This window comes from Serratia proteamaculans (assembly GCF_946227095.1).
Taxonomy (GTDB): Bacteria; Pseudomonadota; Gammaproteobacteria; order Enterobacterales; family Enterobacteriaceae; genus Serratia; species Serratia proteamaculans_E.
Window position 1 is genome coordinate 81,631 of sequence record NZ_CAMISV010000003.1, and the last position, 23,036, is coordinate 104,666.

Genomic DNA, 23,036 nt, shown 5'->3' on the forward strand with positions numbered 1-23,036 from the left:
TCACCCCGACTGGAGTTGCTATGGCGTGATGTTGAGGATGCGACCGTCCGCCAGGTTGGCGCGCAGGCTTTGGGCTGCTATACCGTCAAACGGTTGTTGGCCAAAGTTGGCCGTCAGGATTGAACCGTCGCTGAACGTGGTTTGCTGCACCCAACCTGCCTGATCGCGCCAACGAAAATCGGTCAGCGCCTTATCCCATAGCGCCTGATGCAAAGGACGGAAGGCGGCATCGGCCTGCTTAATGTGCGGCAAACGAGCTTGCAGGGTAGCGCGGCTGAGATGGAACATCGGCGCGGTGTTGTACAATTGGCTTAACAGGCTGCGGGTGGTTTCAACGTCGCTGAATTTCAGGTTATCGTAATTCCAGTGGTGGCTGCTGATCACCGCGTCGTGAAACACTGCCTGATACATGGGCAGACGATAACGCGGATCGAACTCCACGGTGCGATAGGGTTCTTTTACCTTGGCCGGGCTGAAGAAGAAAGCCGGCTGAGCATTGGGCCACCAGGCACCCAGATAATAAGGCGAGGATTTATCCTGATTCATCTGCTTATCACCCCAGCCAAAGCCCCAGGTTTCCATGCCGTGGGCAAACATGATGTGGCGAGCGGTCACCGCATTGCCGTCCTCAGAACCGAGTGGCAGCTTAAGCGTATTGCTGAACCAGGCCAGGCGTGCATTGCGGGCCTGTGCCATCTGCGCGGCACCGGTCGGGTGCCCGGGTTGATAGTCGTCGGAGACCATCCCGGTGCCATCAACGTCAAGAAACAGACTGTTTAGCCCGGCTAACTGCACCAGTTCGCGCATGCGTTGCTGAGAATAAGGCAGCACGCAACCCGGATTCAGGTAGTAACCCTGCTTGCCGAAACCGGGTTTTTTACTGCCGTCGGCGCGCACGATGGTGCATTCCTCACGCAGCGCCGTCGGCAGTTGGGCCGTCAGCCAGCTGTCATTGACCCCACGTGGAATAGCGGTGTCATAAGAGTCGTAGCTGGCGATCAGATACCCTGATTTTTTGGCACTTTCTACGGCCTGCGGGTGCAGGAACTCGGCGGTCCAGTTGTCGGTACCCAGCCACAGACGGGGCAGGCCGGCCTGGTGCAGTGCTTCGACCAGCGGTTTTGCCAAACCCTGACCCCAGCTATCCGCCGGTGCGAGATAGTCTCCAAGCTGTCGCTGTGCCCATTCCCGGATCTGAGTGGCTTGCTGGCGTTGTGCCTGCAGAAAACCGGCATCATCTGGCGTCGCCTTGAGCGGCGTCAGCGCGACCAATGCCTGATTAACCGCGTCAACGAGTGCTTGTCGCTGCCAGGCTTCTGGCGTTTTCCCTGCCAGCTTTTGCACGGTTTTCTGGCTATCGGCGTCCATTTTTTGCCACAGGACTTCACCGGTTGGCGATACCAGCCAGGCAAGCAGCCCCGGCCAATTCTTTACGTCAACCGCTGCCAACAGCTTGTCGCCCCATAGATAAATATGCGTGGCACCAATCAGTTTCTCGCCCTCTGGTGCGATACGGATTTTATCGCGCAGGCTGCTGAACTGACCGCTTTGCTGCAAATACTCGCGATAGCGGCGTGCCCCAGACAGCGGGGTATCCCCCACGTGCAGCAATACCTCGAAGGCCTGCTGTTGATTAAAACGGTTGAACTGATGGCTGCTGCGCATAGTGAGGCGATCTTTAGCACTGGCGAAGCTGACCTGATTATTGAATGGGCTGAGCAATAACCAGCTGTACACCTTGCCCTGTTGTTGTTGGCTCCACAGCGGCAGTTTCAGATCCCAGTTGGTGTCCAGCGGCGTCATCTCTTTTACCAGATAGTGCTGCCAGACGGCGTTATCCAGTGGAATGCGGCTGCCTTCGCCAATCGGTAACAGCAGAGTGGCCGTCTGTGACGGCAGGGTGAACCAGTCCAGCGTTTGCGCCCGGCGGCTGCTGAAACTCAGGCGTAGATCGCCGTCTTCCAGCCTCGCGGTGATCTGCATGTCACTCTTGGGCCATTGCCAACTGGTGTGGGGGGGCGTGCTTTGCAGGCCGGTCACGGCTTGCTGGTGCTGCGCCTGGTTGACCAGGATGTTATTTGCGGTGACCTGCAACGTGGCAGGATCGATGTCGAAACGGGCTTCACCCTGTTGTAAAAGCAGGGCCTGGGCGGGGGAAACGACAAGCAGGGCGAGACTGATGGAGAGGCGAATCGTGTTCATCGAATGGGTTGTCCTTAGGGATGATTGTCCTGCTGAGATTTCAGTTTATCGGTAATTAACGGACTGCCCAACGCCAAATAGCTATAATCGCGTGCCGCTTCAAATATACGGAATTACTGAGTTTAATTTCTGTTTAATAAATTCGCCTTTACATCATCACCCCACGTCACTATACTCAGCCAAAATTTCAGTGAGGAAACACAATTGGACAGTTTTAGTTGCAGTGATATAAACAAGGCAAGCTGACCAATCCTCTACTGATTTGTTGCTTGCCGAAAACGGCGGGCAGCACCCCTCTCAAGTTATTCCGAGCTGTGCAAACCCGAATCTTATTGTTGTCCCTGCTGCCTAATGGCATCGGGTGAATTGATTTGGACGCTATTATGGCCACTTTCAGCCACAGCCTTTTCCCTCCAGGCACTGATACGCTCAACCGCTGATCTATTATCGGCGTGATTTCGCGTGTGCTAAAAAGCACATGATTTTATCTCCTGCAGTTATTAAAGGGGAAAGTCATGGCTATGACTCCTTTTGTTTTAAATTTATTACTGGCGATGAGCCTGGGCGCGGTTATTGGCGCTGAGCGGCAGTGGCGTCAGCGTATGGCCGGCCTGCGCACCAATGCGTTGGTGGCCACCGGTGCGGCGGTGTTTATTCTCAGTTCCATGTCTACCGATCCTTCCAGCGCCGGGCGGGTTGCCGCACAGATTGTCTCCGGTATCGGCTTTTTGGGGGCCGGGGTCATCATGCGTGAAGGGCTGAATATCCGCGGTTTAAATACCGCCGCCACGTTGTGGTGTTCGGCGGCAATTGGTGTGCTGTGCGGCCTGGGGCAGTATTGGAACGCCGTGCTGGCGACGCTGGTGATCCTGTGTGCGAATATCCTGCTGCGTGAAGCGGCGCAGCGCATCAATCTGCAACCTCAGCAACAGGCAACCGATCTGGAGGTCTGCTACCGCATTCAGGTTACCTGTGGCGAACAGGATGAAATACTGGTGCGCACCCTGATATTGCAGGCGCTGAATGGCGTGGCATTAAGATTACAATCCCTGCGCAGTGCAGATATTTCCATTCCGGGCCAACTCGAGGTTTGTGCAGAAATAACGGCAAACCCCTCAGTCCAAAAGGAAATAGAGGGCATTGTCTGCCGTGTCAGTCTGGAAAAGAGCGTTAGCGCGGTACGCTGGCGTATCGCTTCTGAATTACCCGTTTAAGTATTGATTAATATTCACTGTATTCAGTGATAAGGAGGCGTCATGGACGGTGACCCCGAAAGCTTAATGACTCAGCGTATCTGGCGCGTAAATAAAGCGCGTTAATTACGCCAATAAAATAAATTCCACTCTGTGCTTATTCACCTGTTAATCGGGCGGGGTAACCCTGTGCGCAGAGTAAAATAAGAGAATAGCGTTATGACTTATATTAACGAAACCGTACGTCGTCGTGATAAAAAAGCGACGCCTTATGCCATCGCCCAAGAGGCGAAAAACAGCGTTGATCAGACGTTGGCCAATTTAAAATGTAACCGCAATGGTTTAACTCAGGACGATGCGGTCGAACGTCTGGAGCAGTTTGGTGTTAATCAGGTTGCCCACGAGAAAGCGCCACATGCGCTGGTGCAGTTAATCGCTGCTTTTAATAACCCGTTTATCTTTGTGCTGATGGTGCTGGCTGCGATCAGTTTCTTTACCGACTACTGGTTGCCTGCTCAGCGTGGTGAAGAAACTGAACTTACCGGCGTGATCATCATACTGGTGATGGTGTCACTCAGTGGATTACTGCGTTTTTGGCAGGAATACCGAACCAACAAGGCGGCAGAAACGCTGAAGTCGATGGTGCGCACTACCGCCACGGTTCTGCGTCGCAGCAGCTACAGCGCGCAGCCGTTGACGCTGGAAGTGCCGATCCGTGAGCTGGTGCCGGGCGATATTATTAAGCTTTCTGCCGGCGATATGATACCGGCGGACGTACGTTTGCTGGCCTCACGCGATTTGTTTATCAGCCAGGCAATCCTCACCGGGGAGGCGATCCCGATCGAGAAATATGACGCGATGGGTAACGTCAGCCAAAAATCGAGCGAGGATGAGGTCTCCAGTGAACATGCGCTGTTGGAACTGTCGAATATCTGCCTGATGGGTACCAACGTTGCCAGCGGGACCGCCACCGCGGTGGTGGTCGCGACTGGCGGGCGCACCTATTTTGGTTCGTTGGCGAAGTCGATTGTCGGTTCCCGTTCGCAAACTGCGTTTGATCGCGGGGTGAACAGCGTCAGTTGGCTGCTGATCCGCTTTATGTTGGTGATGGTACCCATTGTCTTGCTGATCAACGGGTTTACCAAAGGCGACTGGAGCGAAGCGGCGTTGTTCGCCCTGGCGGTAGCGGTCGGGCTGACGCCAGAGATGCTGCCGATGATCGTCAGTTCTAACCTGGCGAAGGGCGCTATTGCCATGTCACGGCGCAAAGTGGTGGTCAAACGCCTGAATGCCATTCAGAACTTTGGCGCAATGGACGTGTTGTGTACCGATAAAACCGGCACCTTGACCCAGGATCGCATCATCCTTGAACACCATCTGGACGTCAGCGGTGTCAGAGATAATGAGGTGTTGCATCTGGCCTGGCTGAACAGCTTCCACCAGAGCGGGATGAAAAACCTGATGGATCAGGCGGTGATCCGCTTTGGCCGCGGCAAACCGGGTATTGAAGCTTTGGGCCGCTTCAGTAAGGTTGATGAATTACCCTTCGATTTTGTACGTCGCCGTCTGTCAATCGTGGTGGCAGATGAAAACAACCAGCAGCGCCTGATTTGCAAAGGGGCGGTGGAGGAAATGCTGGAAATCGCTACCCATGTGCGTGAAGGGCAGCAGATTGTCCCGCTCGATCCGGCGCGGCGTGAGGCGCTGCAAGCGCTTGCTGGCCAGTACAATGAGGATGGTTTCCGCGTGTTGGTGCTAGCCACCCGTGAGCTGGGGGAACAGAAAAACGCTTTGCCGCTGAGCGTAGCCGATGAGCGCGATATGGTGATCCAGGGCGTACTGACGTTCCTGGATCCACCGAAAGAGAGCGCGCAAGAAGCGATTGCCGCTTTGCAGGAAAACGGCGTGGCAGTGAAGGTGTTGACCGGCGATAACCCGGTGATCACCTGCAAAATTTGCCGCGATGTTGGGCTGGAGCCCGGCGAGCCGCTTTCCGGTCCGCAAATTGCCGAGATGGACGACGTTACGCTGGCGCGCGAAGTGGAGCAGCGCACGGTGTTTACCAAACTGACGCCGTTGCAAAAGTCGCGCGTGTTGAAGATGTTGCAGGCAAATGGCCATACCGTTGGTTTCCTCGGCGACGGTATTAACGATGCGCCGGCGCTGCGCGATGCCGACGTGGGGATTTCAGTGGATACCGGTACCGATATCGCCAAGGAGTCGGCGGACATCATTTTGCTGGAAAAGAATCTGATGGTGCTGGAAGAGGGGGTGATCAAGGGCCGCGAGACCTTCGGCAATATCATCAAGTACCTGAACATGACTGCCAGCTCCAACTTCGGCAACGTGTTTTCGGTGTTGGTCGCCAGCGCATTTATTCCGTTCCTGCCGATGCTGGCGATCCACCTGTTGATCCAGAACCTGATGTACGATATTTCCCAGCTGTCGCTGCCATGGGACAAGATGGACAAAGAGTTCCTGCGTAAACCGCGCAAGTGGGATGCGAAAAACATTGGCCGCTTTATGCTGTGGATTGGGCCGACATCGTCCATCTTCGATATCACCACCTATGCGCTGATGTGGTTCGTGTTTGCCGCCAACAGCGTAGAGCATCAGGCCTTGTTCCAGTCCGGGTGGTTTATTGAAGGGTTACTGTCGCAAACGCTGGTAGTACATATGTTGCGTACCCAGAAGATCCCGTTCATTCAGAGCACCGCCGCATTGCCGGTTCTGCTGACCACAATATTGGTGATGGCGCTGGGTATCTATCTGCCGTTCTCACCGCTTGGTGCATTGGTTGGGCTGCAGCCGCTACCTTGGGAATACTTCCCATGGCTGGCCGGTACTTTGGTCAGCTACTGCGTAGTGGCTCAGTTGATGAAACGCTTCTATATCCGTCGTTTCGGCGAGTGGTTGTAATTAGTGGTTGTAATTATTGCAGAAAAGGGCGAATAACTTCGCCCCTAGAGTAATTTTTTCACCAGCAGACCGAGCATGATGGTCAGCGTAAATGAAAATAGCGTACCGAGCAGCACATACTCGGTACGCATTTTGTCATCACTCTGCCGCAAGTCGCCAAAGCGAAAGATCGACTTGGCGGCCAGCAAAAATCCCACTGCCGGTATCTGGCCTGTCAGTACGAAAGTCAGGATCAGCGTCCTTTCCAGATAGCCGATTTGCTTGCCCGCACGTAACAGTGAATCGTTATCCGCTTTGGCTGAGGGCGGCATCTGTGGCGTCCAGTGCGCCAGCAATTGACCAATCAGAATACCCATCGGCATATAAATCAATAAATAGGCTAACAGCACCAACCCAAATTGCCAGCCGCTGGCGGCGGAAGCCAGTGCGGCAAGCAGGCCGTGAGCGTTCGGCGTGATAGACAGCCATAGCAGAACAATCACCGTCAGATGCAGACCTTGATCGAGCAGGAAACCACTCGCCTGGCTGAGGCGCGTCAATAGGGTGACTTTTAGCAGGTCGATCAGCCAGTGACTGGTCGCGATAACCAGCAGGGCGGTTAACACCTGGGGCACGGACAGACCGCCATGCAGCAGAGCAAAACCGGCCACGGCGCAGGCAGCCAGTATGCCGTGCAGCAGGGCGTGTACGAACAGGAAGCGGGATCGTGCGCGGCGACAGATTTTATCCTCGACCCAACGAGGCGGCTGCAGCGGAAAGTCGGCAAGCAAGTGGGCGATCAGCAACCAGACCAGCAACGGTGTGTAGCTCAAATCCATATCAGGTAATCCTGTTAATCGCGTTAATAAATCGCATGATTTCCTCATAGGCCGCGCGTTTTAGCGTTGCGGAGACTGTGGAAGCGGCCTTCTGCAGTTTTTCCGCCACTTTCTGGCTGGTGGTGGCGAAGATGCGTGCCTGGACAATTTGCGCTTCGGTCTGCGAGAGACGACTAACCACATGATCTAACATTGGCAACAGATCGCTGACAATGGCATTTGTCTGGTCATTATCATTTTTCAGAGCCAGTCGGCAATTTTTCATCAGGCCGTCCAGCGCCTGACCCGAATTCACAAAGGCGCTGCCATAGCCGGCGGTATCTGCCTGCGCAGTGCCCAGGCCTACGGCGATGCGGGCATCCCAGTGTGGCGAGTCCATGGCTTTGAGCGCGATGCGGATATACACCGCCAGCAGCAAACCGGATTGCGGTTCCGCCACTGCCTGAAAGGCATCGCCGCGGAAAATCTCGAATTGCTGAATAAGCTTAGCCTGTTGCAGTTGGCCAAGCAGGGCATTTAACTCGCTGATGTAGTGAGTGGTGTCTAACCGGCGGGAATTAACCAAATCGCCGGTGATTACGCTGACTTGTGCTGGCATGCCTTTTTCTGCTCTGACGCGATGAGTTACCTATGAAGTTCGCATCTAAAGACGAATATGTCAATTATTCGCATCTAAATACGAATTTAATGACTATTCGTCTCTGGGTGCGAAATTAACCGGATAATTTAATGCGTTCATGTATCAGCGTCATCAGGGGTTTTTCCATCCGGGCCAAATAGACTCCCAACAGGATCAGGCCAATGCCGAGTATCTGCAACCCGGCTGAGCCATTGCTGTTGTGCAGGCGGTCGATAACGACCCCTGCCAGCATCTGGCCACTGATAATCAACAGTGCGGCGCGCAGGGTACCGAGACGCGGCAGCACATAGCTGTTCAAGGCGACAAACAACGCGCCGATGATCCCGCCTAGATAGGCTGTCCAGGGGGCGTGGCCAAGGGAGGCACCCTTGAGTCCACCGATTCCCGCCAGCAGCAGGCTGAGGAACAGAAAACCGACGATGTGATTGCAGAGTGAGGCCGAGAAAGCGCCGCGATCCAACGCCAGACGGCCGTTGACTGCGCGGCTGATGCTGATGCAAACGCCGTTGAACAATGCGAGGAGTACCAAAGTGATCATGGGGATTATCTCAGGAAGATGAGCAGGGCGCAGCCGGAGAGGATCAGCAGCGTAGCAATAATGTCGTTGGCATTCAGACGGCGTTTCATCACGCCAAACCAGCCGCAGCTGTCGGATAACATGCCAAATAAAACCTGGCCGGTGAGCATCAGTGCCAGGCTGCCGGAAAGCGCCAGTGGGCTGTTAACGGTGATCGCCGCCAACACCACCGTCAGGGCCCCGGGAATGCCGCCAAAATAGGCCCAACGGGGAACCGCGACCGATGACGGGGAAGACTTCGGAGGACGGCGGTTCAGCAACAGCAAGAGTAGCCAGGCGGTGATTGCGCCTATGCCATGGGCCACCCATGAAGCAAGCAGCGGGGAGTTATAGCTGGCCAGCACGCTGTTGATGCTGATCATCAGGGCCAGCAATGCGCCGGCGGCCAGTGCCAGCAGGGGATGGGAGAAATGTTCGCGCATCTTGGTGTCCGATTTATGCTTCGATGGGCGAACAGGCTATATTGTTTTTGTTTTAAACATAATCCACTAAAATAGAAACTCATTGTTGAGTAAAAGTTGACTATAGATGAATGATAACTTTGCAGCGATCCCAGTATTTGTGGCCGTAGTGGAATGCGAAAGTTTTTCAGCTGCCGCCCGACGCTTGGGCATTACAAAATCAGCGGTAAGCAAACGTATTTCCCAGTTGGAAAGCTCGCTTGGCGTGCAGTTGTTACAGCGTACGACCCGCAGCCTGAGCCTGACCGAAGCGGGTGAACAGTATTTCGGCTACGCCCGTAATGCCTGCCTGGTGGCGCAAGAGGGGGAGGATACGGTCACCCGTTTGCAGGGACAACCACAAGGCAGCCTGCGGATCAGCGTACCTATGGTGTTTGGTCGCTTGCATGTGGCCCCGTTGATCGCCCATTTCCTGGCGACTTATCCAGAAATAGAGATCAATATGATGATGGATGATCAATTGGTCGATCTGGTCGAGGGGGGCTATGATCTGGCGATCCGCATCGGGCGGCTTGCCGACTCAAGCTTGATCGCCCGGCGTATCGCGCCCTGCCACAGCCTATTGTGCGCGGCACCGTCTTATTTGGCACGCTGTGGAACACCGACAGATTTAGAACAACTGGCGCAGCATAACTGTTTGTTTTACAGCTATTTCCGTGGTGGCAGTGAATGGCAGTTTGAGGGGCCTGCGGGCGCGGTGCGTTTTCAGCCGCGGGGGAACTACCAGGTGAATAACAGTGAGGCTCTGCGCGAAGCACTGCTTGGCGGCCTGGGCATTTGCCAGATGCCGACTTTTATCGTCGGGGATGATATTGCGCAGGGGCGCCTGGTCGAGGTGTTGCCGGCTTATAAGCTGCCGGAGCATGCCATTTATGCGGTGTATCCACAGCGAAAATACCTGCCAGCTAAGGTATTGGCCTTTGTCGATTTCCTGCTGGCCCAGCTTGGTGGGGAGCGACCTTATTGGGATGCACCGCGTGGGTGATGAAACCCCCTCGCCGTTCAGCCGGGAATACGCGGGCCAGATGGCTCGCCACCGGCAAAGCGGGCGATATTACGGTTAACATCTTGCTTTCAGAAGCTTTGTACCAACACTTCGCGCGGCTGTTCGCTGCCGTGCTTCAACAAATAGTCGAACGATTTTTCGCTGCTTTTCAGCTGCTGCAGAAATTCCTGCGGCGACAGGTCGTGTTTTTTGCCGCTCATATAAGCCAGCGCCAGTTCTTTTGCCTGATAACGTGAGAAGTTGTACATAGTAGCCCTCGATACGGTGGATTTCAGTGCTAACGATTGTAACCAAAGAGCACATAATGAACAGACGCTTTGGCGTATGGAATCGATAGCTAAAACCTAACCTGGCGTTTTTTTTCGGGGAATATTCGGGATCTTTATTGCCCATTTATATCTGATTATGCATATGTATTGTTGACATCCGTTGCCTGCGGATTATGATGGCCGCAACGCACTGGAGAACGAAATTGATGACATCACTGACACCGTTACAACTGTTTAAAAACCTGTCGGAAGAGACTCGCCTGACGCTGGTGCTTTTGTTGCGCCAGGCGGGGGAGCTGTGTGTTTGTGAGTTGTCCGGGGCATTGGCCGAGTCACAGCCTAAAATTTCCCGCCATCTTGCCATGTTACGTGAAAGCGGTTTGCTGCTCGATCGCCGTGACGGCAAGTGGATCTACTACCGGTTGTCGCCACATATGCCGGCCTGGGCGGCGGCAATTATTGAGCAGGCTTACCTTAGCCAACAACAACAGGTGACCGAACTGGCGCAACGAGCTGCTGGTAATGGGATTATCTGTCGTTAACGATAAAAAATTTAATCTTATATATTCGAAATTTCATATATGTTTGGCGTAAGCCACTAAGGAGTTGTGATGGTGTTGGCCGGAGCGATTTTTATCCTGACGCTCATTTTAGTGATCTGGCAGCCTAAAGGCTTGGGCATTGGCTGGAGTGCATCCCTCGGGGCGGTGCTGGCGCTGCTGACTGGGGTCGTACACATCAGTGATATTCCACTGGTCTGGCAGATAGTCTGGAATGCCACAGCCACCTTTATTGCCGTTATTGTGATTAGCCTGCTGCTGGATGAATCCGGTTTCTTTGAGTGGGCGGCGTTGCATATTGCGCGCTGGGGCAAGGGCAAAGGGCGCTGGCTGTTCACTTACATCGTGCTGTTAGGGGCTACGGTGGCGGCGTTGTTTGCCAATGATGGCACGGCGCTGATCCTGACGCCGATTGTGATTGCGATGCTGTTGGCGCTGGGATTCAGCCCGGGGGCCACCCTGGCATTCGTGATGGCGGCGGGGTTTATTGCCGATACCGCCAGCCTGCCGCTGGTGGTGTCCAACCTGGTGAATATCGTCTCTGCGGATTTCTTCCAACTGGGGTTCACCGAGTATGCGGCGGTGATGGTGCCGGTGAACATGGTCGCCATCGTCGCCACGCTGGGGGTGCTGCACCTGTTCTTCCGTAAAGATATTCCGCAGAGTTATGACCTGACGTTGTTGCGGCCGCCGCGTGAGGCAATCCGTGACTTACCGACCTTTAAAGCCGGTTGGGGCGTGTTGATATTGCTGCTGGTGGGGTTCTTTGGCCTGGAGCCGCTCGGCGTACCGGTCAGCCTGGTCGCAGCCGTTGGCGCGTTGATCCTGTTGGTGGTGGCGAAAAGAGGCCAGGGCATCGACACCGGTAAAGTATTACGAGGTGCCCCCTGGCAGATCGTGATTTTCTCACTGGGGATGTATCTGGTGGTCTATGGTCTGCGTAACGCGGGGTTAACCGCTATGCTGGCCGGCATGCTCAATGCCCTGGCCGAGCGGGGAATATGGGCGGCCACGCTGGGCACCGGTTTCCTGAGTGCATTTCTGTCTTCTATTATGAACAACATGCCGACGGTGCTGGTAGGGGCCTTGTCAATTGACGGCAGCAACGCCGAGGGCGTGATCAAGCAGGCGATGATTTATGCCAATGTGATAGGCAGCGATCTGGGGCCGAAAATTACCCCAATCGGCAGTCTGGCCACATTGTTATGGCTGCACGTGCTGTCACAGAAAAACATTGTCATCACCTGGGGATATTATTTCCGCGTGGGCATCGTGATGACGATCCCGGTGCTGCTGGTCGCGTTGAGCGCCCTGGCGCTGCGCCTGTCGCTTTAGGCTTAACTCAAGAGAGAACCGTCATGAGCAACATCAAGATTTACCACAACCCGGCTTGCGGCACATCGCGCAATACGTTGGCGCTGATCCGCAATAGCGGGGTGGAGCCGGAGGTGATTTTATATCTGGAGACACCGCCCAGTCGCGAACAATTGGTCAGACTGATTGCCGACATGGGGATCTCTGTTCGTGCGTTGCTGCGCAAAAACGTCGAGCCTTACGAAACGCTGGGTCTGGCGGATACAGGCTGGAGCGACGATCGGCTGCTCGACTTTATGCTGCAGCAACCGATTTTGATTAACCGGCCGATCGTGGTGACACCGCTGGGAACCCGGCTGTGTCGCCCGTCAGAAGTGGTGCTGGATATGCTGCCGAATGCGCAGCAGGGCCCGTTCAGCAAAGAGGATGGCGAAGCGGTGATTGATGCGCAGGGGCGGCGGATTACGGCGGATTAATCTCCGCCGCTTCTGAAGAGACTTAACCCAAATCGCCACCTGCCACCGGCAGCACTGTGCCATTGATGTAACCGGCCTCGTCGCTGGCGAGGAACAAAATGGCGGCGGCCTGTTCGTTGACGCTGCCGTAGCGGTGCATCAGGCTGCTGTCGAGCGTCTGATCAACCACCTGTTGATACCAGGCTTTTTCCTGTGGTGTCGATGATTCATTGTTACGCGGCGTCAGGCGTGGTGGTGCTTCGGTGCCCCCTGGCGCGGTGGCGTTGATGCGGATGCCGGAGCCGGCATACTCAAACGCCAGCGATTGGGTCAAGGCGTTGACGCCACCCTTGGCCGCTGAATAAGGCACGCGATTAACGCCCCGGGTGGCGACAGAGGAAACGTTGACGATGACGCCGTACCCCTGTTCCAGCATATGCGGCAGGGCCGCGCGGCAACCCCACAGCGTCGGGAACAGCGAGCGCTGGATTTCCGCTTCAATCTGCTGTGGCTCATATTCGGCAAATGGCCGGGCCCAGATGGTACCGCCGACGTTATTCACCAGAATATCCACGCTGCCGAAGTGTTGTTTAACCCGATCCAGTGCGTCTCGGGTTTCTTCCCAGCGCTCCAGATCGGCCTGCAGAGCGATGACCTCGACGCCACGTTCGCTCAACGCCGCTGCGATCTCTGTAAGGTAGGGCGCACGATCGATCAGCGCCAGCCTGGCCCCTTCTTGCGCCGCTCGTTCGGCAACGGCCTTGCCAATGCCCTGGGCGGCCCCGGTGATCACCATCACCTGCCGGTGAAAACGAGATTGCTGCATATTCGGCTCCTTTAGCTGGCCTGGCTGGGGGCGAACTTCTCATAGTGGAAGCTGGCCGGGGTGAAGGCACGACGCTGGAAATCACTGAGTACGGCTTCCACCATGGGCGGTGGGCCGCACAGGTAAACGTCCAGATCGCCGCCATTGAGTTGGTTCTCATCAAGGTGCTGGGTGACATACCCCTTGTGCGGCCACTGCGAGGCCGCGCTGGCAACGCAGCTCAGAAAACTGAAGTTCGGCAAATGCTGACGGTAGCGCTCCAGCTGTTCCAGTTTCACCAGATCATGATCGTGAGTGACGCCATAAATCAGATGTACCGGCTGCGTGCTTCCCTCGGTCACTAATTGTTCCAGCATCGACAGGAAAGGGGCCAGCCCGGTGCCGCCGGCCAGAAACAGTATCGGCCGTGTCGGCGTCCGCAGATAAAAGCTGCCTTGCGGGCCACGCAGACGGATTGGATCGCCTGGCTGCGCCTGGTCGGTCAGATAACGGCTCATCATGCCGCCGGGAACGTTGCGCAGCAGGAACGAAATCTGCCGACTGCCAGGCCGCGAACTGAAAGAGTAAGCGCGGCTGGCATCGCTGCCGGGCACTTCGATATTGACGTATTGGCCGGGCAGGAAGGCGATCCCGCGATCGTCGTCCAGCGTCAGGCAAAATTCGATGGCGCTGTCGGACAATGCGTTGGCGGAGGTCAGCGTGGCGCTGAACGCTTCGCTGCCGGTTTTGCACAGCGTCGATGCCATGGGCACATCGATCACACAATCCGAGGTCGGCACCATCTGGCAGGTTAGCACCAGCCGCTGTGCGGCCTCCTGTTCGGATAGCGCTTCATCCAGATAGTCATCGCCCAGACTGTATTCCCCCTGTTCACAGTGGCATTTGCAGGTGCCGCACACGCCGTCCGAGCAGTCCATCGGCAGGTTGATTTTTTGCCGGTAGGCGGCGTCGAGCACCTTTTCATTGGGATTACATTGAATAAAGCGACTGACGCCGTCTTCAAAATTAAGGGCTAGGGTAAAAGACATACTCACCTCACAGTGCGGCTAAATATGGTAAATATCAATGACCTGACTGATATAGTCGTTGTTGAGCCGGATAGTTTTTCGCTGGATTTGCGGCTGTTCGCCGTCCAACGCGATCAGGCAGCGGCTGGTGCCAAAAAACAGATCGGTTTTCTGATAGCGGTGGCTGAAAGTCGCCCAGTTGTAGCGCACCTCGACACTCTGCGGCGTTTCGTCCAGCAGTTCGACGTTGCTGATCTGATGGGTGGTGCGGGGCTCCGGGGTACTGGCGGCCGAACGCTCGGTTTTTATTCGATATACCCGGTCTTCCAAACCTTCGCGGTTAGGGTAGTAAATCAGTGAGATCTCACTCTGCGGATCCTGTGTCAGGCGGTCGTCATCCCCCCAGGCTGGCATCCAGTACTCCACCGTTGGGCTGTAACAGTTCAGCCAGTCTTCCCATTGGCGATCGTCCAGCAGCCGCGCCTCGCGATACAGGAATTGCTCGATACGCTGTTGCAGGCTGTTCATGGCATAACCTCCGCCTGCTCACTGTCTTGCAGGGTGCGTAGCAGCGTTTGTTGCCAATGATGGTGATGGCTGATGTACAGCGCTTCGTCTTCGGAGCGTGGGCCGCTAAGCAGCGGATTGATCGACATCGCCTGGGCATTCTCATCGGCCCCCTCCAGCCAATGGGTCGCACCGCGGCTCATATCACTCCACGGCAGGTTGCCTGCGTTGTAGCCCTGCTGGCAGGCGCGGAACTCTTCCAGATCGTCCGGGGTGCCCATACCGCTGACGTTGAAGAAATCTTCATACTGACGGATGCGTAGCGCCCGGTCCTGGGCACTTTCCCCCTTGGGGGCGAAGCAAAAGATGGTGACCTCGGTTTTATCCACCGCAATAGGTCGTACCACGCGGATTTGGGTGGAGAACTGATCCATCAGATAGACGTTGGGGTACAGGCACAGGTTGCGGGTCTCATTAACCATCAGATCGGCGCGGACAGTGCCAAAACGCTCATTCAGACGGTTGAAGTGCTTAAACACCGGCCGCACTTCGGGGTTGAGTGCCCGGGTCCACAGCAGCATGTGCCCATTGTCGAAGCCGTACACGCCGCCGGTGCTTTTTGACCAACCGTTGGCGTCAACGGTTTGGGTGCAATTGGCCCCATAGTTACGGCGTGCCATGGTGGAGGCGTAGTTCCAGTGCACCACGCTGACGTGATAGCCGTCAGCGCCGTTTTCCATTTGCAGTTTCCAGTTGCCGTCGTAGGTATAGGATGACGCGCCTTTCAGCACTTCCAGGCCGTTTTCCGCCTGATCGACAATCAGGTCAATGACCTGACGGGTATCACCCAGGTAATCCGTCAGCGGCAGCACCTCATTGCTCAGGCTACCGAACAGAAAGCCACGATAGGACTCAAAGCGCGGCATCTGCTTGAGATCGTGTGAACCCGCCTGCTTGAAACAGGGCGGGTAAGCGCCGGTCTTTTCATCTTTGGCCTTCAGAAGATTGCCGGCATTGTTGAAGGTCCAGCCGTGAAAGGGGCAAGTAAAGGAGGTTTTGTTACCTGACTTGCGGCTGGCCAACATTGCACCGCGGTGTGAGCAACTGTTGATCATGGCGTGCAGTTGCTTGTCCTTATCACGGGTTATCATAATCGGCTGGCGGCCGACGGTCAGCGTGTAATAATCGCCCGGTTCCGCGATCTGGCTTTCATGGGCCAGATAAACCCAATTGCCTTCGAATATGGCTTTCATTTCCAGTTCAAACAGCGAGTCATCGGTAAAAATAGCGCGATTGCATTGATAGATACCTTTTTCTTTATCTATCACCAGTGCATTATTTATTTTCGTTTTCAGATCGGTAAATAATGGGGCGGTTGGTGAGTTCATAATAATGACCTCGTATCGGCTGAACAGGGTTAATGAGTGGGTGATGTCTATTTCATCACCCGCTATTGATATGTTTCATTATTTTACCCGGCGTATAACTTAATCCTGTAAAGCGCGGGCTCGCTTTATTCTTTGCTGTTCTTCATCATCGGTAGTGGGGTACAGGCTGAAGTTGAAACTCACTTCGGTATGCGCACCGGGCAGATCGCGTTGCGCCACAATAGCCGGATCGGTAATTTTCACCGGGTCGGCAATCAGCCCATCGCGGGTGGCGAAAGCAAAGTCGTCCCATAAATAACGATCGCCGTTAAGATTAATTTGGGTGGTCAGGTGTTTATGCCCTGGCGCAGAGATGAAAAAGTGAATATGCGCCGGGCGGTTACCGTGGCGCCCCAGGCGGTTGAGCAACGCCTGAGTTGGCCCGTCCGGCGGGCAGCCGTAGCCGGAAGGCACAATGCTGCGCACTCTGTAGCGCCCGTTGGCGTCGGTTTTTACCCGACGGCGCAGATTGAAGTCGCTCTGAGATTTGTCGAAGAATGAATAATTCCCCAGCGTATTGGCATGCCAGATATCCACTACCGCGCCCGCCAGTGGCCGACCGTCGGCGTCATTGACCTGCCCCTGTAGCCACATCAATTCACCGGCATCCTCACCGTCGTCCATGCGGGCAAAGCCTTCACTCAGCGGTGCATTGGCCACGTACAATGGCCCTTCGATAGTGCGCGGTGTACCGCCTGTCAGCCCCTGAGCCTGTTCGCGTTGATCATCACGCAGGTCGAGGAAGTGCTCTAATCCCAGGCCAGCGGCCAGCAGCGCCGCTTCCTGGCGGCCACCCAGCGTATGCAGATAATTAATTGCCTGCCAGAACTCTTCCGCGCTGATGTCGTATTGTTCAATCAACCGGCAAATATCTCCCAGCAATTGATGGATGATTTTCTTGAAACGCGGATCGCCATTTTCACTGGTAAAACCGCTGCTTATTTTCAGTAATTTAATTACGTCTTGATGCTGATCGAAGGAAATAGACATTGCGAATTCCTCATTGCTTATTTTGTAGGGTATGAGTTTAGCCGCCATTAACGGCTAATGGGTGCGGGTTGTTATCCCGGTTTTTTAATTATCGTTTTCGTGAACAGATGATGGATGCCTGCACAATGCATCAACACGAATTTCCATATAAGGGTAAAGCGGCAGGCCGGATAAAATATCATGCAGTTCGGTATTACTTTCTACATCGAAAATGCTGACATTGGCGTAACTGCCCACCACGCGCCAGATATGTCGCCATTTACCGGCTGATTGCAATGCCTGTGAATATTTTTTCTCACGCAGTTTAATTTCGTCTGCAACGTCTTTGGGCATATCGACAGGCAGTTTCACGATCATTTCTACTTTAAATAGCATGGCGGTGATCTCCGTTTATTTACGCAGATAAAATTGCAGTTTGTCTTCATCAATTTCTATCCCCAGCCCCGGGCCGGACGGTAGATTGACCTGACCGTTGGCGAAGGTCAGCGGCGTGGAAACGACGTCGTCTTTCAGCAGCAGCGGACCAAACATCTCAGTGCCCCAGTCCAGCTTCAACGTTGACCAGGCATGCAGTGAGGCCACCGTGCCCAGCGTACCTTCCAGCATGGTGCCGCCGTACAACGCCACGCCTGCGGCCTGTGCCACCTGTGCCAGTTTCAGCGCCTGCGCCGGTCCGCCCGCCTTGGCGATTTTCAGTGCGTAGGCACCGGTAAAGCCGCCCGCCGCCAGCGCATAGCCGTCGTGGGCATCGGCCACTGCCTCATCCGCCAGGATCGGCAAGGTAAAGCGTTGGCTGAGCTGGATCAGTGCAGACCGATCCCACAGCGCCACCGGCTGTTCCACCAGATCGATACCGATCTCTTGCAGCGCTGCCATTCCTCGTACGGCGGTGCCGGCGTCCCATGCCTGATTGACGTCAACGCGGATGCTGACTTCCGGTCCCAGCGCCTGTTTAATCGCCTGGGTGTGGCGTAAATCCTCTGCCAATGGCCGTGCGCCGATCTTCAGTTTGAAAGCACGGTGACGACCTTCCGCCAGCAGACGCTGCCCCTCGGCGATGTCTTTTTGCGTATCGCCGCTGGCCAGCGTCCATAACACCGGCAAACTGTCGCTCAGCGCGCCGCCGAGCAGGGTGCTGACCGGCAGGCCGAGGCGTTTGCCCTGAGCATCCAGGAACGCGGTTTCCAGCGCTGACTTGGCAAAGGTATTGCCTTTGACGTGAGCATTCATCAGCGCCACCAGCGGTGCCAGCCCATTAAAACTCTTGCCGCTCAGCAACGGTGTCAGGTAGTCATCAATCGCTGACCTGATCCCTTCCGGGCTTTCCGGCCCATAGCTCAGCCCGCCGATAGTGGTGGCTTCTCCCCAACCGGTCAGGCCGTCAGCGCAGGTGAGGCGCACCAGCGTCAGGGTCTGGCAGCCCATGGTGGCCATCGACAACTTGTGCGGACGGATGGTTGGGATATCCACCAGCCAACTGTCGATGCGCTCAATATGGAGTTCCATACGTTATTCCTTCTCAGTGAGGAACTCGACAACGCTGCGGTTGAAGAGCTCCGGGCAGGCAATATTGGAAATGTGCGAAGCCGGTAGCCGCTGCAGTTCGGCTCGCGGCGCGTTGGCGACAAGAAATTCGGCGTCCGCCACCGTCGTCACCGGATCTTGCTCTCCGGCAATCACTCGCATTGGCCGCGTCATGGACGCTACTTCGGCGCGGAGATCGGCCAATGCCAGCGCATCGCAGCAGGCGGCGTAACCCTCGGCGCTGCCCGCTACCAGCCCGGCGACCAGTGGGGCAACCTGTTCAGGGTATTGCCGCAAAAAGGCTTCGCTAAACCAGCGAGCGGGGGACGCTGCGGCGATCGGCGTCAGCCCTGAGTTGCGCACCTGTTGGGCGCGCTGTTGCCAGCCTTCGGCACTGCCGATGCGCGCGGCGGTATTGGCGACCACCAACCGCTTGATGCGCTGCGGATGGTAGCGGTTGAGCCACAACCCGGTCAGGCCGCCCATCGAAATACCGCAAAAATGAGCGCTTGGCGCGTCCAGATGGTCGAGCAGGGCAATCACATCCTGGCCCAGATCTTCAAGCCGCAGCGGGGTCGCTGGCAGCGGCGTAGCACCGTGTCCGCGCTGGTTATAGCGCAATAGGTGAAAGTGTTCGCTCAGCACCGGCAGCTGTGCCAGCCACATGTCGAAGGTGGTACCGAGCGAGTTGGATAGCACCAACAAGGGTGCCCCGGTGCGGCCATCAAGGCGATAGTCAATATCCATGTTCTTTCCCCGTTTCATACCCGTTCGATAATCAACGCAATACCCTGGCCGACGCCGATACACATGGTGCACAAGCCGTAGCGGCCACGCGTTTTCTGCAATTGCCAGGCGGCATTCATCACCAGCCTGCCACCGGATGCGCCCAGTGGATGACCGAGGGCAATGGCACCGCCATTGGGATTCACTTGAGCGGCGTCGTCACGTAACCCCAGTTCACGGGTCACCGCCAGCGCCTGTGCCGCAAAGGCTTCGTTAAGCTCGATAACGTCCATTTGGTCGAGGCTCAATCCGGCAATCTTCAACACCTTGCGTACCGCATCCGCCGGGGCAAAGCCCATAATTGAGGGTTCGATCCCGGTAACGGCGCTGGCGACAATGCGTGCCATCGGTTGCAACCCGTGGCGAGTCACCCCGAGTTCGCCAGCCAGCAGCAGTGCGCAGGCCCCGTCGTTCAACCCGGAGGCATTACCGGCCGTCACCGTGCCCTGCGGATCTACCACCGGTTTCAGCTTTGCCAGGGCTTCCAGCGTGGTGGCGCGCGGGTGCTCGTCCTGACAGAACCGCAGCGGATCGCCTTTCTTCTGGGCAATACTGACCTCAATTAACTGGTCGGCGAAAAAGCCGCTTTCTTGCGCGGCGGCGGTGCGCTGCTGGCTACGCAGGGCAAAGGCGTCCTGATCCTGACGGTTAATACCGAACTTTAGAGCGACGTTTTCGGCGGTTTGTGGCATCGACTCCACGCCATACAGCGCTTTCATCTGGGGGTTGATAAACCGCCAACCCATGGTGGTATCTTCCAGTTTCATCATTCGACTAAAGGCGCTTTCCGCCTTGCCCATCACGAAGGGGGCCCGGGACATACTCTCGACACCGCCGGCGATCATCAGCTCGCTTTCGCCGGTTTTGATTGCCCGGGCTGCCATCGCTACCGCATCCAGACTGGAGCCGCACAGGCGGTTGAGGGTGCAACCGGGGATCTGCACCGGCAGACCGGCCAGCAGCAGCGCCATGCGTGCCACGTTGCGGTTGTCTTCTCCGGCCTGGTTGGCGCAGCCGAACAGCACGTCATCCACCGCCGCCCAGTCAAGTCGCGGATGTCGCGCCTGCAGCGCTTTCAGCGGCAGGGCGGCCAGATCGTCGGCGCGGACACCGGCCAGGCTGCCGTTCAGTCGGCCAAAAGGCGTGCGGACGGCATCACAAAGGTAGGCGGGATTCATGCGGCTGTTCTCCGTGTTGAAGGACAAAGGTCAGTTCGACCGGGGTGACTTCCTGCAATTGCTGTGGGGTCAACCCGCCGAATATTTCGCGCACAACCAGGCCCTGTGGGGTGACGTCCATCACCGCCAAATCGCTGTAGATGCGATCAATACAGCCGACGCCGGTCAGGGGGTAAGTGCAGTGGCGGACAATTTTGCATTCGCCTTTTTTGGTCAGGTGTTCGGTCATCACAAACACCTGACGGGCACCGATCGCCAAATCCATCGCGCCACCAACCGCCGGGATCGCCCCCGGTGCGCCGGTGCTCCAGTTGGCAAGATCACCGCGTTCGGAGACCTGATAAGCGCCGAGCACGCAGATATCCAGGTGGCCGCCGCGCATCATGGCAAAGGAGTCGCCGTGGTGGAAAAAGCAGCCGCCTTTCAGCAGGGTCACCGGCTGTTTACCGGCGTTGATCAGTTCGGGGTCTTCCTGGCCGGCCGCCGGTGCCGGGCCCATGCCGAGAATGCCGTTCTCACTGTGCAGGAAGATCTCTTTATCCGCCGGCAGGTAGTTGGCAATTTGGGTGGGAATACCGATGCCCAGATTGACGTAGGCACCTTCCGGAATGTCGCGCGCAATACGCTCGGCCAACTGCTGATGAGTGAGTTTGGTCATGGGTGCGTTCCTTAAGCCGACAGTGGCGCAGAGTGATCGGGCGTGGTCACCAGGCGTTGCACGAAGATCCCCGGCGTAATGATATTTTCAGGATCCAGCTCCCCCAACGGCACCATCCGATTGACCTCGGCAATGGTGCAGGCGGCCGCCATGGCCATGATCGGCCCGAAGTTACGCCCGGTTTTGTTGTACAACAGGTTGCCCCAGCGATCGGCTTTGTCGGCCTTGATCAGCGCGAAGTCAGCTTTTAGCGGCAGCTCGAACACATAGTGTCTGCCGTCGATCTCGCGAGTCTCTTTGCCTTGCGCCAGTTCGGTGCCGTAGCCGGTCGGGGTGTAAAAACCGCCGAGGCCGGAACCGGCGGCCTGGATCCGTGCCGCCAGATTACCCTGCGGGATCAGCTCCAGTTCCAGTTCGCCACGGCGGTACAACTCATCAAATACCCAGGAGTCCGACTGGCGCGGGAATGAACAGACGACTTTGCTCACACAACCGGCCTTCAGCAGCGCCGCCAACCCAAAATCTCCGTTGCCCGCGTTGTTGCTGATCAGCGTAAGCCCGCGTGGCCGATGGCGGATCAGGGCGTCCAGCAGGGCATAAGGCTGACCGGCTGGGCCAAAACCCCCGACCATAATGGCCGCGCCGTCAGGGATATCCGCGACAGCGGCCTCTGCGGATGCCACACTTTTATCGATCATTTGCTCTCCTCGGTACGCTGCGAAGCTGCCAGCGTTGCATTAATGGGTCTCAAATCAATTTATGGGATGAAAAATTAAGCAGCAAGTGCGAATATCAGTTCATTGTGCGATTATCGAAACATTAATCATTTGGCAGTTAATTCTGTGATGCAGATAACTCTATGTGAGTTGGAGGTCAGGATGGGTGATGTATCTGAGTTTGGTGCTGGGGAGTTGCGTCGGCTGCAGGAGATCGGGGAGTTAAGCAACGATCAGTATAAAGGGGACCCTAATTTTATGGCGTCGTTGGCCAGGGGACTGGAGGTGCTACAGGCTTTTCAGCCCCAGTATTCACAAATGTCGGTTTCTGAAATCAGCCAAATTACCGGCATTCCGCGTGCGGCAGTGCGTCGCTGCCTGTACACCCTGCGTGCGCTGGGGTTTGTGCATTGCCCTGACGGCCGCCATTACCGGCTGCTGCCGCGAGTGCTGACTATTGGACACGCCTATCTTTCTTCTTCCGAGCTGGCGAAAGCGGCGCAGAACTCACTGGATTACCTCAGCAAGCTGCTGAACGAATCCTGCTCGGTGGCGACACTGGACGGTGACAACATCCTGTATATCGCCCGCGCCTCAGTGAAGCGCATCATGACGATTGATCTGGGGCGCGGCAGTCGGCTGCCGGCCTACGCCACCTCTATGGGGCTGGTATTGCTCAGTGCGCTGGATGAAGAACAGTTGGACGACTATCTGTCGCGGGTGAGTTTCGCACCGCTGACCGAGTTCACCGTGACCAGTGCCGATCAGTTACGTGAACAGCTGGCCAAAGTGCGGCGGCAAGGGTACGCCATCAACGATCAGCAGTTGGAAATTGGCCTGCGGTCGATCGCGGTGCCGATGCATTCACGCAAGGGCGGCGTAGTAGCGGCGATGAACGTGGGGGTCAATGCGTCGCAGATATCGTCAGCGGAGCTGCGTGAACGGGTGCTGCCACAGCTGCAGCGCACGGCGATGGAGTTGGCGCTGCTGCTGTAGTTATCGA

24 protein-coding genes are annotated in these 23,036 nt (G+C 56.3%); 7 read left to right on the forward strand and 17 right to left on the reverse strand.

From position 1 onward, the window contains the following. Positions 1–18: 18 nt before the first annotated feature. A complete protein-coding gene (locus OC597_RS06960; RefSeq protein ID WP_262208152.1) occupies positions 19–2,202 on the reverse strand; it encodes a glycoside hydrolase in 2,184 nt (727 codons plus the stop codon). Positions 2,203–2,717: 515 nt separating this feature from the next. On the opposite strand from OC597_RS06960, the gene OC597_RS06965 reads away from it, so the two are divergent. Together OC597_RS06965 and mgtA are read left to right on the forward strand one after the other, a co-directional pair. Beyond that, on the forward strand, positions 2,718–3,416 hold the full coding sequence (locus OC597_RS06965) for an MgtC family protein (protein ID WP_174353645.1): 699 nt from the start codon (positions 2,718–2,720) through the stop codon (positions 3,414–3,416). Between the two features lie 198 nt (positions 3,417–3,614). Continuing rightward, positions 3,615–6,314, forward strand: coding sequence for a magnesium-translocating P-type ATPase (gene mgtA / locus OC597_RS06970; RefSeq protein ID WP_261256194.1), 2,700 nt, complete (start codon positions 3,615–3,617; stop codon positions 6,312–6,314). Between the two features lie 44 nt (positions 6,315–6,358). On the opposite strand, the gene OC597_RS06975 is transcribed toward mgtA, so the two are convergent. The 4 genes from OC597_RS06975 to OC597_RS06990 form a co-directional block, all read right to left on the reverse strand. Then, complete coding sequence (locus tag OC597_RS06975) at positions 6,359–7,132, reverse strand: DUF3307 domain-containing protein (protein ID WP_262208155.1); 774 nt, start codon at positions 7,130–7,132, stop codon at positions 6,359–6,361. 1 nt (position 7,133) lies between these two features. Then, on the reverse strand, positions 7,134–7,730 hold the full coding sequence (locus OC597_RS06980) for a SatD family protein (RefSeq protein ID WP_262208157.1): 597 nt from the start codon (positions 7,728–7,730) through the stop codon (positions 7,134–7,136). A gap of 115 nt (positions 7,731–7,845) precedes the next feature. After that, positions 7,846–8,310 carry a DMT family transporter gene (locus OC597_RS06985; RefSeq protein ID WP_262208159.1) on the reverse strand — a complete coding sequence of 155 codons (465 nt, stop codon included), beginning with the start codon at positions 8,308–8,310 and terminating at the stop codon, positions 7,846–7,848. A 5-nt stretch (positions 8,311–8,315) separates the two neighbouring features. Then, entirely contained in the window at positions 8,316–8,771 is a 456-nt protein-coding gene (locus OC597_RS06990; RefSeq protein WP_261256200.1) for a DMT family transporter, read from the reverse strand. Between the two features lie 106 nt (positions 8,772–8,877). On the opposite strand from OC597_RS06990, the gene OC597_RS06995 reads away from it, so the two are divergent. Further along, positions 8,878–9,795: a LysR family transcriptional regulator gene (locus OC597_RS06995; RefSeq protein WP_262208161.1), complete on the forward strand. Its 918-nt coding sequence runs from the start codon at positions 8,878–8,880 to the stop codon at positions 9,793–9,795. Positions 9,796–9,884: 89 nt separating this feature from the next. Here OC597_RS06995 and OC597_RS07000 read toward each other — a convergent pair whose 3' ends face one another. Then, the gene (locus OC597_RS07000; RefSeq protein ID WP_012145763.1) at positions 9,885–10,064 is read right to left on the reverse strand and encodes a hypothetical protein; all 180 of its coding nucleotides are present in this window, start codon (positions 10,062–10,064) and stop codon (positions 9,885–9,887) included. A gap of 227 nt (positions 10,065–10,291) precedes the next feature. Between OC597_RS07000 and OC597_RS07005 the strand changes: the two genes are divergently transcribed. From OC597_RS07005 to arsC, 3 genes are all read left to right on the forward strand, one after another. After that, on the forward strand, positions 10,292–10,627 hold the full coding sequence (locus tag OC597_RS07005; protein WP_261256202.1) for a metalloregulator ArsR/SmtB family transcription factor: 336 nt from the start codon (positions 10,292–10,294) through the stop codon (positions 10,625–10,627). Between the two features lie 69 nt (positions 10,628–10,696). After that, a complete protein-coding gene (locus OC597_RS07010) occupies positions 10,697–11,980 on the forward strand; it encodes an arsenic transporter (protein ID WP_262208163.1) in 1,284 nt (427 codons plus the stop codon). Between the two features lie 23 nt (positions 11,981–12,003). Then, on the forward strand, positions 12,004–12,435 hold the full coding sequence (gene arsC / locus OC597_RS07015) for a glutaredoxin-dependent arsenate reductase (RefSeq protein ID WP_261256204.1): 432 nt from the start codon (positions 12,004–12,006) through the stop codon (positions 12,433–12,435). A gap of 22 nt (positions 12,436–12,457) precedes the next feature. Here arsC and benD read toward each other — a convergent pair whose 3' ends face one another. From benD to OC597_RS07070, 11 genes are all read right to left on the reverse strand, one after another. Beyond that, complete coding sequence (gene benD, locus OC597_RS07020; RefSeq protein ID WP_262208166.1) at positions 12,458–13,240, reverse strand: benzoate diol dehydrogenase BenD; 783 nt, start codon at positions 13,238–13,240, stop codon at positions 12,458–12,460. Between the two features lie 11 nt (positions 13,241–13,251). Continuing rightward, complete coding sequence (gene benC / locus OC597_RS07025; RefSeq protein ID WP_262208168.1) at positions 13,252–14,268, reverse strand: benzoate 1,2-dioxygenase electron transfer component BenC; 1,017 nt, start codon at positions 14,266–14,268, stop codon at positions 13,252–13,254. An 18-nt stretch (positions 14,269–14,286) separates the two neighbouring features. Beyond that, positions 14,287–14,775: a benzoate 1,2-dioxygenase small subunit gene (benB, locus tag OC597_RS07030; protein ID WP_261256207.1), complete on the reverse strand. Its 489-nt coding sequence runs from the start codon at positions 14,773–14,775 to the stop codon at positions 14,287–14,289. After that, the gene (locus tag OC597_RS07035; protein ID WP_262208170.1) at positions 14,772–16,142 is read right to left on the reverse strand and encodes a Rieske 2Fe-2S domain-containing protein; all 1,371 of its coding nucleotides are present in this window, start codon (positions 16,140–16,142) and stop codon (positions 14,772–14,774) included. Before OC597_RS07035 ends, benB begins: the two co-directional genes overlap by 4 nt. Positions 16,143–16,241: 99 nt before the next feature. Next, on the reverse strand, positions 16,242–17,171 hold the full coding sequence (gene catA, locus OC597_RS07040) for a catechol 1,2-dioxygenase (RefSeq protein ID WP_262208172.1): 930 nt from the start codon (positions 17,169–17,171) through the stop codon (positions 16,242–16,244). A gap of 84 nt (positions 17,172–17,255) precedes the next feature. Continuing rightward, entirely contained in the window at positions 17,256–17,546 is a 291-nt protein-coding gene (gene catC / locus OC597_RS07045) for a muconolactone Delta-isomerase (protein WP_262208174.1), read from the reverse strand. 15 nt (positions 17,547–17,561) lie between these two features. Beyond that, positions 17,562–18,677, reverse strand: coding sequence for a muconate cycloisomerase family protein (locus OC597_RS07050; protein WP_262208176.1), 1,116 nt, complete (start codon positions 18,675–18,677; stop codon positions 17,562–17,564). A 3-nt stretch (positions 18,678–18,680) separates the two neighbouring features. Further along, the gene (gene pcaD, locus OC597_RS07055; protein WP_262208178.1) at positions 18,681–19,442 is read right to left on the reverse strand and encodes a 3-oxoadipate enol-lactonase; all 762 of its coding nucleotides are present in this window, start codon (positions 19,440–19,442) and stop codon (positions 18,681–18,683) included. Positions 19,443–19,456: 14 nt separating this feature from the next. Next, positions 19,457–20,659: a 3-oxoadipyl-CoA thiolase gene (gene pcaF / locus OC597_RS07060; protein WP_262208180.1), complete on the reverse strand. Its 1,203-nt coding sequence runs from the start codon at positions 20,657–20,659 to the stop codon at positions 19,457–19,459. Continuing rightward, a complete protein-coding gene (locus OC597_RS07065) occupies positions 20,637–21,317 on the reverse strand; it encodes a 3-oxoacid CoA-transferase subunit B (RefSeq protein WP_085117387.1) in 681 nt (226 codons plus the stop codon). The genes pcaF and OC597_RS07065 overlap by 23 nt, the downstream gene beginning before the upstream one ends. Before the next feature lie 11 nt (positions 21,318–21,328). Next, positions 21,329–22,015 (reverse strand): 3-oxoacid CoA-transferase subunit A, encoded by a 687-nt coding sequence (locus tag OC597_RS07070; protein ID WP_261256219.1) that lies wholly within the window; start codon positions 22,013–22,015, stop codon positions 21,329–21,331. A 180-nt stretch (positions 22,016–22,195) separates the two neighbouring features. Here OC597_RS07070 and OC597_RS07075 point away from each other — a divergent pair, with 180 nt between their 5' ends. Further along, complete coding sequence (locus tag OC597_RS07075; RefSeq protein WP_085117385.1) at positions 22,196–23,029, forward strand: IclR family transcriptional regulator domain-containing protein; 834 nt, start codon at positions 22,196–22,198, stop codon at positions 23,027–23,029. The last annotated feature ends 7 nt before the right edge of the window (positions 23,030–23,036 follow it).